Origin of the sequence: Flavobacterium sp. 22659 (genome assembly GCF_052044235.1) — a bacterium.
GTDB lineage: Bacteria > Bacteroidota > Bacteroidia > Flavobacteriales > Flavobacteriaceae > Flavobacterium > Flavobacterium johnsoniae.
The window spans coordinates 79,874-99,317 of record NZ_JBQEMU010000012.1; the positions used below are offsets into that span (position 1 = coordinate 79,874).

Below are 19,444 nucleotides of genomic sequence, written 5' to 3' on the forward strand. Positions count from 1 at the left end.
ATGGAAAATAAAGAAGCTTTTTTAGGTACAGGATGGAGTTTTCCGCCAGAGTTCAAAAAGAACAACAAAGCGGTCGTAATGACATCTGACGAGGCAGATATTAAAAGCAGTCTGGAGATATTGCTTTCTACCAAAATCGGTGAACGTATTATGCTGCCCAGATATGGCTGTAATATGGATGAACTGCTTTTTGAAACATTAGACAGAACACTCAAAACCTATGTTTCTGAACTTATAAAAACAGCGATTTTATATTACGAACCAAGAATTGATGTTGAAAAAATCGACATCTCACAAAGTGATGACTTAGAAGGAGAATTATTAGTCATAATCGATTACAGAATAAGAAGTACAAACTCAAGAAGCAATCTTGTTTATCCCTTTTACAAAGGAGAAGGCACTAATATTTAAAGTTTATAAGCAATGAGTACCAACAGCCAAATAGACAATGTTATTTTTAAAAGAAATGGAGTCAACCAAGAAGAACGCTTTAGTGACGCACTAGAGCCGGGCAACTTAAAACTTCATGATTTTACTATTGAAGACTGGCTGTTATTTGCATATAATTTTGCCAAAGAAGTCAACTTTTTCGAGACCGATAATGATAAAACGCCAGAAGGCAATTGGCAGGAATTTTTCAGCTATTTTGGGTTTTCAAAAGAGAATCTTCCGGATGGCATCCCAAAAAGAACCGAAAAGGAATATGCTGTTTTAAAAGAAAGCATTACCAAAACATTATCGACAGCCAATATTAATCAGGACCTTACTCCTCACCTAACCTTGTTTGTGTGCTTTTTGAAATTATTGGAATTATCCCAAAACAAACTTAATCTCATCACAAAAAAGCATTTAGATTTTTTCTACAAAGACATACTTCAAATTGAAAAACTGCCTGCAAAAGCAGACAAAGTCAATATTATTTTTGAACTGGCAAAAAAAATTGCCGAAGAAAAAATTGCCGCTAACACAGAACTTGACGCAGGAAAAGATCCCGACGGTAAAAAATTAATATACAAAACCACAGAAGAATTTATTGCCAACAAAGCCAATATAGCCTACTTAAAAAGTGTATATAATGACGTAGATCGAGGCGAAATAAAATACAGCGAAATTGCCAATTCTCTTGACGGAAAAGGTGAACCTTTAAAAGAAGATGCTCCCTATTGGTTGCCTTTTGGCTACACTACAGAGGAAAAGAAATACCCGGAATTAAGCGATGCCAAGTTAGGTTTTGCAATAGCTTCAGAATTATTTAATCTAAAAGAAGGCGACAGAAGTATTGACATTACCATAACTTTTGATGGAGATTTAAGTTTTCATCATCCATTCAACACAGCTGATCTTTTGGAAAACATCAGCATTTTGTATAGTGGAAAAAAAGGATGGATTGGAAATTTTAAACTCAGCACAGCGATTGCTTTTAAAAATGTAAATCAATCTTCAAACATTGGCGGTAATCAATTAAGATTAGTTTTTCAGATCTCAAAAGACAATCCGGCAATTGTGAACTACGATCAGAAAGTTTTAGGCGAATTTTTCTCGACAGAACTGCCTGTAATTCGGTTTTTAATCAATACGCAAGATCAAAAAGGACATACTCTTTTTAGAGCTTTAGTTACAAAAACAATAACCGGCATTACGGCAAAAGTTGAAGTTAAAGATGTAAAATCTCTAGTATTAGAAAGTGATACCGGACTGCTTAATGCAGCAAAACCCTTTTTTCCTTTTACAACCCAGCCTGAAAAAAACAGTTCGTTTATAATAAATTATCCTGAAATTTTTTCTAAAAAATGGACAGACGCAGAAATTAACATAAAGTGGAAAAACACGCCGCTGTCTTTTGAAAAGCATTATGCTGCCTACAAAAAAAGTTTTCTTGAAACTATCAGCAAAGACATTTTCAATACAGCGATATTCACCCAAGTAACCAGTAATGCGAGAATGAATATCAACCAGCCTGAAGATGGAATTGCCAAAAGAACCGCTCCAAAATCAGAACCTGCAATCGCAGCTAACGCTTCAAAAACACTAAACACAGCTGACCCGATTGTTACAGACGGCTATTTTAAAGCAACATTATCTGTTTTAAACAAAGAAGTTTGGGACGAACAAGATAAAGCGGTCAAATTGTTTGTAGATGATGATAAGGATCAGGTATTTGAAACTAAAATAAATGTAAAAGGCTCTTATGAGCTTGGCAAAAGCGGTCCTATCCGATTGACCTTAAATCAATCATTTTTACATTCGTTATTTCCGAAGATCTATACTTTGGCCATACTAAATGTGGCGGAAGATCCGTCAACTCCAATTCCAAATGAACCTTATACACCCGTTGCAGAAAGCATAAGCCTGAATTATTCTGCTGAAGAAACTATTGATTTTAAGGTTTCTGCCTACGAATCTAACCGAATAAAATTGTTTCATGAAGCTCCTTTTGGCCAGCGCGAAGAACATTCTTATTTGAAACAGCAAGCCATCAATAAAGAAATTTTAGAAGCTGCACCAATTACCAATTGCCTTGTTCCGGATTATTGTGATGGCGGCGAATTTTATATTGGACTTCAGGATGCCGAAACATTACAGCAAATTTCACTATTATTTCAAATATTAGAAGGAAGCGAAAACACCAAAGTGCCCACTTTTACAGGAAAACAAAAAGTTGAATGGTACATATTATGCGATAATTACTGGAAAAACCTGGATAAGGATATTTTAGCAAATGGCATCGATAACTTTTTAAAATCAGGTATCGTAAAATTTGGCATTCCAAAACAGGCAACAAATGACAATACGCTGTTTCCGGCTAATACCATTTGGGTAAAAGCAAAAATGCACAAAAAATACGATGCAGTGTGCAAAGTTATCGATGTAAAAACTCAGGTTGTTACCGCCCAGTTTTTTGACAACAACAATAATTTAGCACATTTAGACAGCACATTACCTGCCAAAACAATATCGAAATTAATTACCAGAGTACCGCAGATTAAAAGTGTTGAACAGCCTTTTAATTCGTTTGACGGAAAACCATTAGAGTCAGATCCCTCCTATTATCTGCGTGTAAGCGAGCGCTTGCGCCACAAAAACAGAGCAATAACACTTTGGGATTACGAACATCTTATTTTACAGGAATTTCCAAATGTTTTTAGAGTAAAATGCCTTAACCATACTTTTATTTCGGGTACAGAAACCTCGTTTTTATCTCCGGGAAAAGTTACGCTGGTTGTAATTCCGGACATTGTAGATAAAAATGTATTCGATATTTATGAACCAAGAGTAAGCACCGCTGCGCTGAACAGCATTGAGAATTTTATTAATTCTAAAAACTCCATGCAAGTATCTGCAAAAGTAATTAACCCCGATTATGAAAAAGTGATCATAAAACTGAATGTAAAGTTTTATCCGCAGTACGATGAGAATTTTTATAAAAAACAGCTCAACGAAGATCTTATAAAATTTTTATCGCCCTGGGCATTTGATACGTCTAAGCAAATCATATTTGGAGTCGAACTGCAGCGCAGTATTGTTATCGAATACATTGAAAATTTATATTATGTAGATTTCTTATCCACGCTTGAAATGGCAATCTATATAGATAAAAAAACAGATAAGGAACATCCAAAAATACTAGACGATACAGCAAACAATGATGCCAATGCAGCTCTTTTAGATTTTCAAACTACACTGTCACCATCAAGTCCAAAAAACATTTTAGTTTCTGTTAAAAACCATATTATCAGTACCAAAATAGACACTTGCAAAAAAATAACTCAAGAAGAACCTGAAAAATGCCGCTACTAGACCAACATATCACCATTCCTAAAAAATCAGCATCAGAGGACGATTTGGATTTCTTTTATCTAAGAAAAAAAGGAATCGAATATATCGAGTCTTTTGGCAGTAAATTCTGGACTGATTTTAACGAGCACGATCCAGGAATTACGATGCTGGAAATGCTTTGCTACACCATTTCTGATCTTGGCATGAGACTCAATCTTCCGATAGAAAATATATTAGCATCTGATGACAGCGATAAAGGCATTCCAAAACAGTTTTTTAAAGCCTCAGAAGTATTGTCATCAAGTCCTGTTACACAAAATGATTACCGAAAACTATTTATAGACATAAAAGGCGTTCGAAACTGCTGGCTTGCCAAACATGAAAAAACAGTGTATGTAGACTGCAAAAAAAATCAGCTTTCTTATGACATTAAGGATTATCAAAATCTGCCGGAAAACTTAAGAAAATCTTTTGATATCAACGGTTTATACGATCTTTATGTAGATTTTGAAAGCTCAAAACCTTCAGAAATAGAAGCCGTTAAAGAAAAAATAAGAAAGCAGTATCATGCAAACAGAAATCTTTGTGAAGATCTTGTCGATATTAAAAAAGTAGTAGACTACCCTATAAAAATATGTGCCGATATCGAAGTTGATACAGAAGCCGATGAAGAACTTGTTCATGCCAATGTGATTAATGCTCTCGAAAGCTACTTATCAACAACCGTCAATTTTTATTCTCTAAAACAAATGATTGACAAAGGATATTCAACTTTGGAAATCTTCGACGGTCCAAGTTTAGAGAACGGTTTTATTGATACAAAAGAACTCCTTACAGCCGATTTGAGAAACGAAGTGCGTCTCTCAGATATTATGAGAATAATAATGTCTGTGCCGGATGTAATTTTAATTAAGGATATTTCTTTGGGAAATTGCGGCGGTGATGATTTGGAAAACAAATGGCTTATCTGCCTTGCTCCTTACCAAAAACCCGTTATTTGTGTTAAAAGTGTTTTCAATTATAACAAAGGATTATTGCCTTTGAATATCAATCAGGCTCAGGTAAAAATTTATTTAGATGCCATAAAAGCCGAAAAAGACAAAGCTACAACCAACGCCAGTCAGGATAAAGAATTAGATGTGCCAAATGGCGAATATCTTAACACCGATTTTTATACCACCATACAAAATGATTTTCCTGAAACTTATGGTATTGGCGAAGTTGGACTTCCTTCCAGAGCATCTGTTGAACGCAAATCGAAAGCAAAACAATTAAAAGGATATCTTTTATTTTTTGATCAGATATTAGGAAGTTATTTTAAACAACTGGGACAGATAAGCGAATTACTTTCAGTAAGCGGCAATTTAACCCGAACCCTTTTTACGCAAGTCGTAAAAGACATTGAAGGAGCTGATGACATTGTAAACGAATATGAAAATTACACCGATGACAGCATTACAGAACTGCTTTTTGACCAGCAGGACAATAATATTGAACGAAGAAATAAAATTTTAGACCATCTTTTGTCCCGTTTTGCCGAAAATTTCTCAGAGTACGTATTTGTCAATAAAACAATTTACGGCAATACTACAGATCAGGTAGTACTGCGTGACAAAGAAAACTTTTTGAAAGATTATAAAGTCGTAAGCAAAGAGCGCGGCAATGCTTTTGATTATTACAAACAGCCCACTGCCAATTTATGGAATACCAATAATGTTTCGGGAGCAGAAAAAAGGATTTCAAGACTCATTGGTATTCGAAATTACAACCGCAGGAATCTTTCTAATTCGTTTGTCGAAATGTACAATTTTATTGATTCAGATAATCAATCAGTTTATAGATGGCGTATTTTGGATACTCATAATGAAATTGTACTTTCTTCAACAGCGGAATATTTTGATACTTCTGCTGCAAATAAAGAGCTTTATTTTGCTGTATTACAGATTATTCAGACTCGCGAATACAAAATAAAAGAAGCTTTTAAAAACGGCACAGTACAAGATTTATCTATTATCGATAATATTTTAATACAGCAGTCAGATGCCGGAAAATATTCTTATGACATTATAAATCCGGCAATTAATGACAAGAAAAATCCAGACCGCATTATTGCCCGCAGATATGAATACTATACTAATCTGGCGGATTTAGAAAAATCAATTCTGGACTTAATTCAGTTCATGAAAGAAGATTTTACCGAAGAAGGAATGTTTTTGGTAGAGCACATGATGCTCCGCCCGGATGTAAACCAGACAACCGTAAATCCAGATACCTTCATGCCAGTCTGCGCCGATGAGTGCGGTGATTGCGAACCAATAGATCCCTACTCCTATCGCGTGAGCGTGGTACTTCCGGGATATACATTGCGATTTGCCAACACCGATTTTAGAAATTATATAGAAAAAATAATTAAAGAAGAATTACCAGCTCACGTTCTGGCAAAAATATGCTGGATTGGCTACAGGGAAAAAGATGTAAAAGACCCCGCAGAAAACCAGCTTATTCAATTTGAAAAAACCTACAAAGACTACTTATTCGCCAAAACAAATTTGAATCAGGAACAGCCGGAACCGCAATTAATCAGCTTTATAAAAGCATTAACCAGTCTGGATAATGTTTACCCAACAGGACGACTATTTGACTGCAGTGATGAAAACGAGCGATTGTCAGATAAAATTATACTAGGAAAAACAAATTTAGGATCACTATAAAAACTATTGCCATGTCAGCAAAACTTTCAACAATAACAACACAATACCGAAGATTTACAAAAAATCAGGTACTTACAGAAGGAAACCTTAATGAGGTTGTAGATTTTTTTGACGACCAGGACCGCCTGTCCCGCATTTACCTGAGCGGCGTTGGTATAGTTTGCGGACTTTATCCCGCTTATAATGAGTCTCAAAAAACAATTACAATAACACAGGGAACTGGTATAACTACTGATGGTGATCTTTTTAAATTATATCAGGCCGATGTATTAGGAAACAAAAAAATCGATTTTGATTCCAAAACCTATACGCACTGCAAAATCTATGATAATACAAAAGCGTCTTATAGACCCTTTTTTTATGATGGATCAAACAAACAACTGCTTCTTTTTGAACTCTTGACAGAAGAACAGCAAAAAAAAGAAAAAGACCCTTATTTTGCTTTAGCAGAATTTAACACAAATACAAAATTTGAGTTTAAAGAAGCCGTAGTTCTTTTGTATCTGGAGTCGTATGAAAAAGAATCTGACCTTTGCGTGAGTCTTTCTTGTGACAACCAAGGATTGGAAATTGTGGGCAATTATAAAGTTTTAATTGTCAGTAAAGCCGTTGCCGCACAAATAATGAGTCATGACAGCATGATTGGCAAAACCAATTATGTCAATTTGTATCATACATTACCAGACATAAAATCAAACAGAATTGTACTAAAAAAAGAAGATTTTGCTCATCTTGAGGCAATAAAACAAAATTTTACCAAAGGGATTTTCAAAAACAATGTTGTAAAGAACTTGCAGGATGGTTACAATAAACTGCTGACAGGTTTAAATATGCCTCTGGTTCTGGATGCTGTTCAAAAAAAGATAACTGAGCTGTTTAACTTTGAAGGAGACCCTGTACTTCCTCCCGATTTTCAATATCGATATGATCTGCTTAACGATCTTGTTGATACTTATAATGAAACCAAAGCACTTTTACTCGACATAAACGATAGTTATTGTTCTCCGGATATTAATGCTTTTCCAAAGCACTTAATGCTGGGCGAATTAATAAAAACTCAGCCTTGTTTTGAATTTCGTCATGATTTTTACAAATCGCCTCTGCTTACAGGAGAAAATCTTACTGCCTGCAATGACTGCCTTGCAGATGATAAAAATTCAGAAGAAAAAGACGTAAAAGATGAAATACAAATATGTTATGGCGAAAACACAGCCAGACAAAGAATGTACAGTCTTATTTTGCGAACTGCTGAATTATTAGAAAACTACAATCCAGTATATGATTTTATAAAAATTACACCTTCTCTGCAAATGGGCAAATTGGGCAAAAAAGCCATTCCGTTTTACAACAATGTAAACGATTCGCTTATTAAGGCCTGGGATTTTGATAAAACCATTTTAGGGTTACAAAGAAACAATGTTAGTTACCACGATGATTTATTAAATACTAAAAAACCGCTCGAAATACATCTTGACAGTGACTTTTATAGAATTGAAGGTCATCAGGGACGCAACTACAAAGAAGCACTAAAAGCGATTCAGCAGATTAGATTAGATAACGGTCTCGGATTCAACATAATGATTCTGGCTGTAAATGCTAATGAACTGGATAAAACCATTCAAAATTTCACCCAGTATTACCTCAACAAAAACCACGGTTACGAGCATAAAGCAGGCGTAGTTCCCGGCGGCACTTTCATTATGATTTATCTGGAAGAAAAAGTACCGTATTATTACTATTATAACACCCGAAGACCTTCTTTAACGGGAGACTTTGAAAAATTTGCCGAAGGCATCCCAATTTTAAATCCAATTGTTGCCGATTTTTCACTGCCGTATCTATGCTGCGATGAAAACAATATTGGACTTACTTTACCTGTAGATAAAATTTGTTTTGACAGCAAAACACCTCCTCTGCCGTTTAAAGTATCTCCAGCTGGAGGATTTGTAAAAGCCAATGTTAGACCAGATCAAAACGGAGGAATAGCTGTAAATGAATTGGGAGTACTTGTTTTTGATCCAAATTTAGTCAGCAAAGAGTTAATTGGTCAAACGATAACCTTTACCGTTAATAATTTTGATACTGACTGTAAGATAACCATTTTCGAAAAACCAAAATTCGATTTTATCGCAGTTCCTTTAAAACCTTCAGGAATCAGCGAAACCGAAGTTACTTTTACCGTAACAGGAGACAATCTTGCGGGTAATAAATTTACCTGGAATTTTGGAGACAAAACCGATCTTGTTACAGACGACAAGACTGAAATAAAACACATTTACAAGTATAATGGTGAATCACAAAAGAAATTCACATTTGATGTTACGCTGAATGCCGATAATGGCAACTGCGGTTTTCAGGTTACTCATCCTGTGAGTTTTGAAATTGAAGATCCAAAAGTACTTATAGATGGTAAATTAACAAACAGAATATCTTTTTGCAGAAACGAAAAACCGGTTGTACTTACTCTTGAACCAAATATAAAAGGGGCTGTTATTTCCGGCGATGGTGTTACAATAACAAAAGGAGGAATAGTTCGGTTTAATCCAGCCGACGTGCCTCCTGGTGCAGCAAGCGTAACCATTCTTATAGACGGAAAACCATCTAATCTTATAATTACACTTTTAGACCTTCCTACTGCAAGTTTTACTTTCAATATAGATGCTGCAGGAATTCTAACCTTAATCAACAACTCGGTAAATGCTGCAGCTTATACATGGGATATCAATAAGGAAATAATAAAAACAGATAAAAAAGATCCAATAACAAGACCAATTGCTTTATTTAATGAATCTTCCATTTCTGTTTTACTAACTGCCGAAGGCAAATGCGGCTCCGTAAACGATGGTCCAAGGCTAATTGAGATTAAAAAACCAGTTGAAGTAAATGCATGTCTTGAAAGTGCAGGACAATTTGTTAAAAGTTCAATTGAAACCATTTCTAATTTAAAAGAAATTTCTGCTTTAAATAAGTTCAGCAGACAAACTAACAGCTTCATTACTGAAACCGAAAACAGATATGTACAAGTTCAAAATGACCTTGAAAGCTACATCAGCGGTACCTTAAATGATAAATTACCTGAATTATTTACACAGGAATATTTCAATTTTATATCAACAGTTACTGCCTCTGCTGTAAGAGCGCAGAACGCTGAGCAGATTACTGCGGTACAAAAACTTATATCGCTGAATACTTCCTTGTTTTATACTATTTTGAGATGTCAGGATGCAAAAACGCTTAAAGCATTTGAAGAACAACTTACGCGAACATCATCTCTATTTACCAATTTATTTAAAAGTTTTCTAGAAATAAAATTCAACACAGATACAGACGGATCATTGAAAAAGTTCTTGTCCGGCATGGCAAAAGTATTTGCAAAAATTGATTTTATCCTGTCAAACTTAAACATACAAATAGAAAACCTTACCGCTGGTGCTTAGTTCTAATAAACATATTATCAATAAAGTTTTCCTTGAGATAAATACCAATTCTAAAGAAAAAGGATATTATCTCAAGGACAATATTGATGTGTTTTTACAAAAGGAAATATTCTCGATTTTAGAAAATTACTTTAACGAGCTGGATTCAAAAAATCCTTCACACAGCATACAATTAGACAAACTCAACCTTGATATTGCCATAAATCAAAATTTAGATTTTAAAGATTTCAAAGAACAAATTCTTAAAAAAATCAGCAGACAAGTCGAAGAAGTTTTCGAAAAAGAAGAAAAAAATATTGAAGGTTACAAACGCATCAACCCGCAGGAAAAAGAAATAGAAGGCTTTTTTCACTTTCTGGAAACAGGTACAAATCCTTGGTGGATAACTTTAAATAATGATTTTAAAATAATTGAGGATAAAACATTTAACGAAATCCTGAATAATAAAAACTTCTCTTTTAAGTGGGCAAATACAATGCAGAAACCAATTGCAAGATCAAGGTTCATTAAACAATTTAGTGACAGCCAAATTGTAACCATTATTAAAAAAGGAATTGTACTTAAAAAAAATAATGCCGAGAATAGTGCCAAAATAATCAGGATTGAAGCGATAAAAAAACAGATTGAAACCAGTATTTCAAAAAATCAATTGATTCCGAATCAAAGATTTTTAATGTGGGAAATAGTTGTTTTAAATCTTTTGGAAACAAACCATGCAATTGTAAAACAAAAGCTTTCCAGATTAATTCAAAGTGTATTTGAATTTCATAAAAAAGACAGCTTTTTAGAATACAAAGCGCTTTTTCTAAGAGAAATTGAAAATCAGATAGAGAACCAAAACGAATTGGAATTACTGGCTGATCTTGATGCTGCTGTTTTGATTATCGAAAAAAAACTAGACAAAGTCATTTTAAAAGAAAAAGAAACGGAAATAGAGACTTCACTAAAAAAACAAACGTCAATAAAACCTGAGACTGAAACTAAAAATAAAAGAGCGGCAGTAAATGAAAATGAAACAGAAATAAAAAGTATTCAGGAAAACAATGAAAAAACAACAACCGATCCTGATTTGATTTTATTGAAAGATAAAGAGACAGCCGTTGACAGCGGTAATAAGAATATCGAATCCTTATCAAATCACTCAAAAGAAAAAACACCAAATAAACACGAAGAAGTAATTGCTAAAAAAGATTCTTCTTTTGAAAAAGAAAAAGGCAGAAACGAAGAAATAGCAGACAATGCTATTAGCGAATTATATGTTGACAATGCGGGTTTAGTATTAATTCATCCCTTTTTGAAATCTCTTTTTGAGAATTGTAAACTGCTCAATAAAGACAATACTATCAATAATCCTGAAACTGCTGCTCACCTATTGCATTATACAGCCACAGGAAAAGAACAGGATTATGAAAATGCTATGGTCTTCGAAAAGTTTTTATGCAATATTCCAACAGCCGAACCTATTGAAAGAAACATTGTACTCTCAGAACAAATGAAAAAAGAAGCTGCAGCAATGCTGGAAGCCGTTTTGAGTAATTGGGATGTAATGAAAACATCATCGGCAGAATTGCTTCAAAACGAATTTTTACAGCGTCCCGGAAAACTGAACAGCAATGGAGACGAAAGCCCTGTAATAACTATGGAACGAAAAACACAAGATGTTTTATTAGACAAATTAAGCTGGAATTTGAGCATCATAAAATTGGCTTGGAAAAAACGAATCATATATGTTAACTGGTAAAAATTGAAAACATGAATATTGAAAACACCTCTTTTTTAGAATACGATAAAAAAAACATTCGCAGCTTTCAGCAAATGGCGTTAGAATTTTTATTCAATAATGTAAACATGTCAAAAGTAGTCTTTTGCGGAGGTGTTGCTGACTATCTCAATCTTCGCGAATATTATGACATTACCATTAATGATATAGATCTGATTTTTGAAAACGAACGGGATTTACAGCCCATGATCAACAAATTAGAAACAAAAAGATACCTCTCTAAATACTATAAAACAAAAAATGGTGAAGCGTTAGTGCATATTTTCAGAGTTGGAGAAAATTCAATTAATATAGACAGTTTTCCAAGGGATTTTTCCAATTCAACCTATATACAATCGCCTTTGCTGGGTAAAATGGTCTGGCATACCTCATTTGAAGAAAGTAAAAAAAATCATAATACCGAAATACATCTCAACACCTCAGAAATTAAGGGTGTCGATTATCAATGGAGACGATTGTACAAACACAGCCGAAAAGCTTCTTTGTACAACAATGTGACTTTTCTGGAAGAGAAAAACTTAATTCATACAATTAAAAAAAATATTTTATGAAGGAAGAGCCTAGAATAATTTACAGCTTAGATGCATTTCCTATCAGCAACAATCGATGGAACGAAGGCAATAAATTTAAAGAAACGATTTATTCGACAGCTCTAAGCATACTATACAGCCACTTATGGTATAAGGATATTGAACTTTATGCTGATGAAACAGCGTATAAGTTTCTGTATATGCTTCCGTGCAGAGTGACTAAAATCAGCAGTAACGAAGATGCTGTCATTTGGATGAAATCGAAGATTGATGTTATGGAAAAACAAACAAAACCTTTTATTCACCTTGACAATGATGCCTTTATAAAGAAAAAAATAAATTTTGATTTTGATAAAGTGATTGTTGAACAGAATGATTACGAACTGTACGGCATGTATCAATATCGTCTGGATTTTTTTAATCAATACACTCAGGATTTAGACTACTGGAAACCAGATCTGGGATATGCATTTAATTGCGGCGTATTAGGTTTTAGAGACTTAGAACTTCGGGATGAGTTTTTAAAAGCCTACTATGCTTTAGAGGAAATTTTTATTAAAAATAATAATCCGGGAATAACAAGAATAGAACCCTGCATTGTTTTAGAACAATATAATCTGGCCGCATTGTTACATCATAAAAATATTAAACCAACATTACTGCTTTGGAAAAAAAACTTATTCGAAAACAGCCAGCTTGCAGACAGAATTGGTTACACACACATTGCAGGTCAAAAAAAATACAGGATAGACATTGTTCAGGAAATAGAAAACAGGCTTTTTAAACTGTTTCCGTATTGGTACAAAGAAGTAAAAAGTGCTTTAGAAAAAGAAGGCATCGCTTAAAAAACTATAAACAGCTATATATGAAACAACGACACAAGATGATTTACAGTCTTGATGTGCTTCCTATAATGAATAACAGATGGAATATGGGAGACAAACTAAAGGAAACCATCTATATGACGGCTCTAAGTATTTTATACAGCCATTTGTGGTATGATGAAATTGAACTTTATGTAGATGAAATAGGTTTTAAATTCCTGTATATGCTTCCTTGTGCTGTTACCAAAGTGCAAAATGACAATAAAATTGAGCTATGGATGAAATCTAAAATTAATGCTATGGAACTGCAGACAAAACCATTTGTTCATATAGACACGGACATATTTATCAGGAAAAAAATAGATTTTAGTTTTGATGATGTAATAGTAGAACGCAGGGAAGATACTTATGAAATGCATTACAGGAAACAGGTAGAATTGTTTACCAGATACACCAATAAATTACCTTATTGGAATACTAATTTAGGCTATTCTTATAACTGCGGCATATTTGGTTTTAACGATCTCAGGCTCCGCGATGAATTTATAAAAAGCTATTATGATTTGGAGAAGATTTACTTAGAAAACCAGCAAAGCTTTTCTACATTGAAACAAGAAGGTTATGAAACCTGCATTTTAATAGAACAATATACTCTTGCCTCACTCTTGAATTATAAAAACAATAATCCTACAATCCTATTGAAAGGAGAAAATATAAGAGAGCAGGGAAAATATGCAGATACTATTGGGTATTCTCATTTTTTTGGAATGAAAAAATATGACAAATATGTTGTTGACGAGATTGAACTTCGGCTCTCTAAAATATTTCCGTATTGGTACAGGCAAATAAAAAATGCATTAGAGAAAGAAGGTATTGTGGCGAGTAATGCACAGTTTGTTTAGTGAAACAAATTAGTAATCCAAAATGGTAAAAATGACTAATCATGAGAGAATTTGAACAAAAAAAAGCAGTTAATCACTCTCCTTCTACTTTTTTTGGACCAAAAGTTCAAAAAAAACTGACTACAGGCACTGTTGGAGATAAATACGAAACAGAAGCTGATAGTGTTGCCGATAAAGTAGTCAATAAACGTAATACGGGAGGTTTACTGCAATCTAAAAGTGAAAACGCTGTACAGCAAAAACCTATTTCAGAAACCATTTCAACGGTTCAAAAACAAGATTTAGCACAAGAAAAACCTCTGCAAAAAAAGGGCAAAGAAAAAGAAGAAGATAAAAAAGTGCAAAAGAAATCGGATAAGGAAGAAGATAAAAAGGTACAGAAAAAAGGAGAAAAAGAGGAAGACAAAAAGGTTCAAAAGAAATCCGATAAGGAAGAAGATAAAAAAGTACAGAAAAAGGGAGAAAAAGAAGAAGACAAGAAAGTGCAGAAAAAATGTACCGATTGCGAAAACGAAGACAAGAAGGCTCAGAAGAAAGAAGAAAAAAAAGACGAAAAACCAGTTCAGGCAAAGTTTAAGGAATCGAACTCAGTAAATGAAGGAGTCGAAAATACTCTCAACAGTTCAAAAGGCGGCGGCAATGCTATGGACAAAAACACAAAGCAGGAAATGGAATCTGGTTTTGGTGCCGATTTCAGCGATGTAAACATCCACACAGACAGCAAAGCTGTACAAATGAGCGAACAGCTGGGTGCACAGGCTTTTACACACGGCAGCGATGTTTATTTCAACAAAGGAAAATACAACCCCGACTCTAAAGAAGGTAAACATTTGCTTGCGCATGAACTTACACATACAATACAGCAAACAGGAAGTAAAGCCCAAAATAATGTTCAAAAAAAGGACATGCTTCAATTATCTACGCTGCCCTGGAACATAAGCCGATGGACAACTCAGGTAAGAGAGTCTAATAATTTTACCGTGAGTAATGGCGGAACAGTTACAGTAACATCAAATTTAGCTTGGGATGGTCCGCCAAGATGCAGGGATATTGCCAGTACAATAGAAGTAAATATATATAGAAAAAGATTTTTGATAGACAGCAAAGAGCATAGTGCCTCAATTTCATTATCCGGAGGAAGTACTTCGGTTTCTAATTTAACTGATGGCACTTATTATGTAGAAATTGTCTTAAGCGGATATAATGGCGATCCAACACATTGCAGTTTAGCAGGAAGAGTTGACATTGATGCAACCTGATAACGAAATGATTTTCTGTAAAATATAATAATCAAATATGCCAGTTTTAACCAAAAAAACAAATACGAATCCTTCGCACTCCTCGTCACATCATGACAAGGGGAAGGAATCTTTTTTTGGCATTCAGGCAAAATTGAATATAGGAAAATCTAACGATAAATTTGAAATTGAAGCTGATAGAGTTGCTGACCAGGTAGTTGCCAATAAACAAACTTCAAAAGCTGAATCTTTCTTTTCGCCGTCGCCCGTAATGCAAAAGAAATTGGCGCGTGATGTTCAAAAACAAGAAGAGCAAAATAAAGACGTACAGCAAAAAACCGCAGCCCAAACCATAACACCTGTTGTACAGTTAAAAGAGGATTTAATACAAAACAAACTCGATTCCAGAACAACAGAAAAACGAGAAACCAATCCGGTTTTTTCTGCCTCAAAAACGTTAATTCAGCATAAGCTCGAAGATAAAATCCTGAAAAAAGAGGAAACAATTCAGAATAAGACAGAAGTCAAAAAAACAGAAACTGCCTCAAAAAACATACTTTCACCCAAACCTTTAATTCAAAATAAAGGAGAAGAAGAAAATCTACAACAGAAAAAAGAAGAAGAAAAACAAGCCAAAGACGATGAAAAACAACTGCAAAAAAGCCCTTCCGGGGATGCCAGTCCTAGCGACAATTCTAATTTAGAATCCAAATTAAACAGCAGTAAAGGCGGAGGCTCTCCTCTGTCCGGAAAAGTAAAAACCGAAATGGAATCAGGCATCGGAGCTGATTTCAGCAATGTCCGTATTCACAATGATTCTAATGCTGTTCAAATGAACAAACAATTAGGTGCGCAGGCTTTTGCAACCGGAAACAATATTTATTTTAACGAAGGAAAATACAATCCCAATTCAAAAGACGGCAAGCATTTACTCGCCCACGAATTAACACATACTGTACAGCAGGGAGCGGCAATTAGAAAAAAACCGGAACCAGTCTCCCCTGCTCCCGAAATGATTCAGGGATCATTATTGTCCTTTGCGATTCCTGATTTCATAAAAGACAACGTCAGACATGTTCCCGGTTATACACTGCTTACAGTTGTAGCGGGTTATGATCCTTTGAATGATGTAAATGTCGAAAGAAATGCCGTCAATCTTATTGAAGGATTTATGGGATTGATTCCTTTTGGAACTGCCATATTTGATAAATTACAGGAATATGGTATTATTGATCGTGTTTTTGACTGGGTCAACAGCCGTTTGAGCGAACTGGGGCTAAGTATGGATGCATTACTCCAACTGGTTAAGGATGCTTGGGACGAATCTTCAATTTCAACTTTTATAGATGTTGTTAGAACCAAATTTAATGACTTGGTAAATCGCGTAACTACTTTCGCATCTTCGCTTGTCGATCAAATCATAACCTGGATAAAAGAAGCATTGATTGAAGTTGCAGAACCATTATTGGCCGAAAACAAAGCCTATTCACTTCTCAAAAAAATAATCAAATATGATCCGCTGCGCGATAAAGAAGTTACTGCCACAACTGTAGAAATATTAGAAGATTTCTTATTACTGATAGACAAGCAGACCGAGCTTGAGCAAATGCGCGAAAAAGGCACACTGCAAAAAACGGCAGACTGGCTTGATACGCAAGTTGGAACTTTCAATTCACTATTAGGTGAACTCCGCGGACTTATAACTACAGCCTGGAATGCTATTCAGCCTTCGAATCTTGCCAATATCAGCGATAACCTTTCGGCACTTGCTGTTCAGGCTGGAGGATTTTTACAAAGAGTTTGGGATTTTGCTTCGGGCGTAGCATTAAAAGTTTTAGAACTTGTTAAGGAATCACTATTAGGATGGCTTTCTGATCAGGCCAAAACGGTAAGAGGTTATTCGCTTGTTAAAGTAATCATCGGAAAAGATCCTTTTACACAAGAAGTCGTACCCCGCACTGTACCCAATATGATAAAAGGCTTTATGAGCCTCATGGATGGCGGTGAAGAACAATATGCACAAATGGTTGAATCTGGCGCAATAGCCAGAATTACAGGCGAAATTGAAGCCGCAGTAGCGACACTCAACATGACGCCTCAATCTATTATACAGCTCTTTACTGATATTTGGGATTCGATGACTATTGATGATCTCGTTCATCCGATAGATGCATTCATGAGAATCATTGAGAAATTTGGAGAACCTATAGGCCGACTAATTGCTTTTGTGGCAGAAATTGTTCGAATCGTAATTATGGCCATTCTCGAAATCATGAATTTCCCATTCGATCTAATCGGAAATATCATTACCAGAGCCTTAGAAGCGATTGATGATATTAAGAAAGACCCAATAGGTTTCTTAAAAAATATACTGCGAGCGCTTAAACAAGGATTTGTACAGTTCTTTGACAATATTGTTACGCATTTAATAAATGGTGTAACCGGCTGGTTAATGAGCGAGTTGAAAGATGCCAATATTCCGGTACTGACTGATTTCTCTTTAAAAGGTGTTATTACCTGGATTATGGAAGTGCTGAATATCTCGATGGAAAAAATCTGGGAAAAACTAGCCGCACATCCGCGCATTGGTCCGGCAAGAGTAGCCAGAATCCGCAGTATGATTAATACACTTGAAGGTATCTGGACATTCATTAAAGATGTTCAGGAACGGGGTATGGCCGCCATTTGGGACAAAATACAAGAACAGCTTAGTAATTTATGGAATACCGTTCTCGATGCCGTGAAAAACTTTGTCATGGAACGTATCGTGAATAGAATTACGGCCAGACTTTTAAGCATGTTAGACCCAACAGGAATCATGGCCGTGATAAACGGTGCTATGGCATTCTTTAATGCGATACAAAGTTTTATCAAATACCTGCGTGAAATGCTCGAAGTTGTCAACTCGTTTGTCAATGGTGTAGCCGATTTAGCCAGAGGCAATGTCGCCACAGCCGCAGATTATCTGGAAAGAACCATGGGACAAGCCATGCCTGTTGTGATAGGTTTCTTGGCAAATCAGGTTGGTTTAACTGGTATTGGGGCAAGAATTGGCGAAATGCTTATTGCTGTTCGTCAAATGGTTGATGAGGCACTGACTTGGTTAGTGAATAAAGCAGTTGATACTGGAATGGCATTGTTAGACAGAGTGATGGGAAGAAGCCAGCCTGAAACAGCACCTTCTGGTGCAATTGCGGGAGCTTTAGCTGAAATTAATAGTGAATCTGAAAAAGAAAAAGATGGAGGACAAATTACTCAGGAAGAAGCAGAGGCAATTAAAAATAAAGTCAATGCCGATCATACTAATGTTATTAATATTTCATCTGTTACCGATGGTGGAGAAAATTGGGATTTCACCTATGTTCAGAGGTCTGTTATACACATTTCTAAATCAGGAGTTGAAATAAATATTCAAGATTTGTTGTTGGATAAATCAAATGACACATATTATTTAGTTACTGCAATAAATTCAGCTACACAACAATTGACAATGAAGGTTTTAAATCACCCTGCTTCAACAATTGTTTATAATACCTCCACTGTAAATCAAGGTATTGAACAAGCAACTTGGGAAAAACTCGTTCCGGGAGGCAGCTCACCTGTGAGTGTTGGACAACATATTAAAGCACCTTATATAACAGGGTCTTTTGTAGCTGAAATAGTGGAACCAGAAGGAAAAGGTTTAGTTTCATATAGATTCCGTAGACAAAGTGCTAAATTCAGCACTGTGTTTAGCACTTTTGTCACAAAAATAAGTACTGGGGAAATAATCGTTATAAATGAAGATGTTGAATATTTGAGAAGACAAACACCTTCTCCAGAAATACAATCTTGGGCTCAATCCATATTACCATCTAATGCACCAGACCCTGCTTTTTCATCATTAACTGTTGATGGTACTGCGCATGCGGATCATATTATACCATTTACAGCAATTGTACAAATGTCTGATTTTAACTTTCTGACCACTGAACAAAAAATTGCTGTTTTAAACTTAATGGAAAACTTTGTCGCATTGAGCCCCAGAGCAAATTCATCAAAAGGTTCAAAATCTTATGCACAATGGACCCGTCACGCTGAATTGAATATTCCTGTTGATAGTTCATTTAGAAGAATGATGATGAGAAGAGAAACTCAGGCAAGGGCTGCACTTGTTGCTAAGATTAATGAATTTTTAAGATTAAATACACCATCATAAAAGTGTTAATGATTTACCACTTTTTATTATTGATGAAAGAATAAAAC

General features: G+C 35.1%; 10 protein-coding genes. All 10 read left to right on the forward strand.

Annotated elements, in window-relative coordinates; translation table 11 throughout:
* From ACTJIW_RS13545 to ACTJIW_RS13590, 10 genes are read left to right on the forward strand one after another with little or no spacing between them, the layout of a single operon-like run.
* Complete coding sequence (locus ACTJIW_RS13545) at window positions 1–411, forward strand: GPW/gp25 family protein (RefSeq protein ID WP_440716743.1); 411 nt, start codon at window positions 1–3, stop codon at window positions 409–411.
* Window positions 412–423: 12 nt separating this feature from the next.
* Complete coding sequence (locus ACTJIW_RS13550; RefSeq protein ID WP_440716744.1) at window positions 424–3,798, forward strand: baseplate J/gp47 family protein; 3,375 nt, start codon at window positions 424–426, stop codon at window positions 3,796–3,798.
* Window positions 3,786–6,488 (forward strand): hypothetical protein, encoded by a 2,703-nt coding sequence (locus tag ACTJIW_RS13555; RefSeq protein WP_440716745.1) that lies wholly within the window; start codon window positions 3,786–3,788, stop codon window positions 6,486–6,488. The genes ACTJIW_RS13550 and ACTJIW_RS13555 overlap by 13 nt, the downstream gene beginning before the upstream one ends.
* An 11-nt stretch (window positions 6,489–6,499) precedes the next feature.
* Window positions 6,500–9,925, forward strand: a complete 3,426-nt coding sequence (locus ACTJIW_RS13560; RefSeq protein ID WP_440716746.1) for a hypothetical protein — start codon at window positions 6,500–6,502, stop codon at window positions 9,923–9,925.
* The gene (locus ACTJIW_RS13565) at window positions 9,918–11,666 is read left to right on the forward strand and encodes a contractile injection system tape measure protein (protein WP_440716747.1); all 1,749 of its coding nucleotides are present in this window, start codon (window positions 9,918–9,920) and stop codon (window positions 11,664–11,666) included. The genes ACTJIW_RS13560 and ACTJIW_RS13565 overlap by 8 nt, the downstream gene beginning before the upstream one ends.
* Before the next feature lie 11 nt (window positions 11,667–11,677).
* On the forward strand, window positions 11,678–12,256 hold the full coding sequence (locus ACTJIW_RS13570) for a hypothetical protein (protein WP_440716748.1): 579 nt from the start codon (window positions 11,678–11,680) through the stop codon (window positions 12,254–12,256).
* Window positions 12,253–13,080, forward strand: coding sequence for a DUF6734 family protein (locus tag ACTJIW_RS13575; protein WP_121361383.1), 828 nt, complete (start codon window positions 12,253–12,255; stop codon window positions 13,078–13,080). The genes ACTJIW_RS13570 and ACTJIW_RS13575 overlap by 4 nt, the downstream gene beginning before the upstream one ends.
* A gap of 20 nt (window positions 13,081–13,100) precedes the next feature.
* On the forward strand, window positions 13,101–13,961 hold the full coding sequence (locus tag ACTJIW_RS13580) for a DUF6734 family protein (protein ID WP_440716749.1): 861 nt from the start codon (window positions 13,101–13,103) through the stop codon (window positions 13,959–13,961).
* A gap of 41 nt (window positions 13,962–14,002) precedes the next feature.
* On the forward strand, window positions 14,003–15,220 hold the full coding sequence (locus ACTJIW_RS13585) for an eCIS core domain-containing protein (RefSeq protein ID WP_440716750.1): 1,218 nt from the start codon (window positions 14,003–14,005) through the stop codon (window positions 15,218–15,220).
* Window positions 15,221–15,257: 37 nt separating this feature from the next.
* Entirely contained in the window at window positions 15,258–19,397 is a 4,140-nt protein-coding gene (locus ACTJIW_RS13590) for an eCIS core domain-containing protein (protein ID WP_440716751.1), read from the forward strand.
* Window positions 19,398–19,444: the final 47 nt, after the last annotated feature.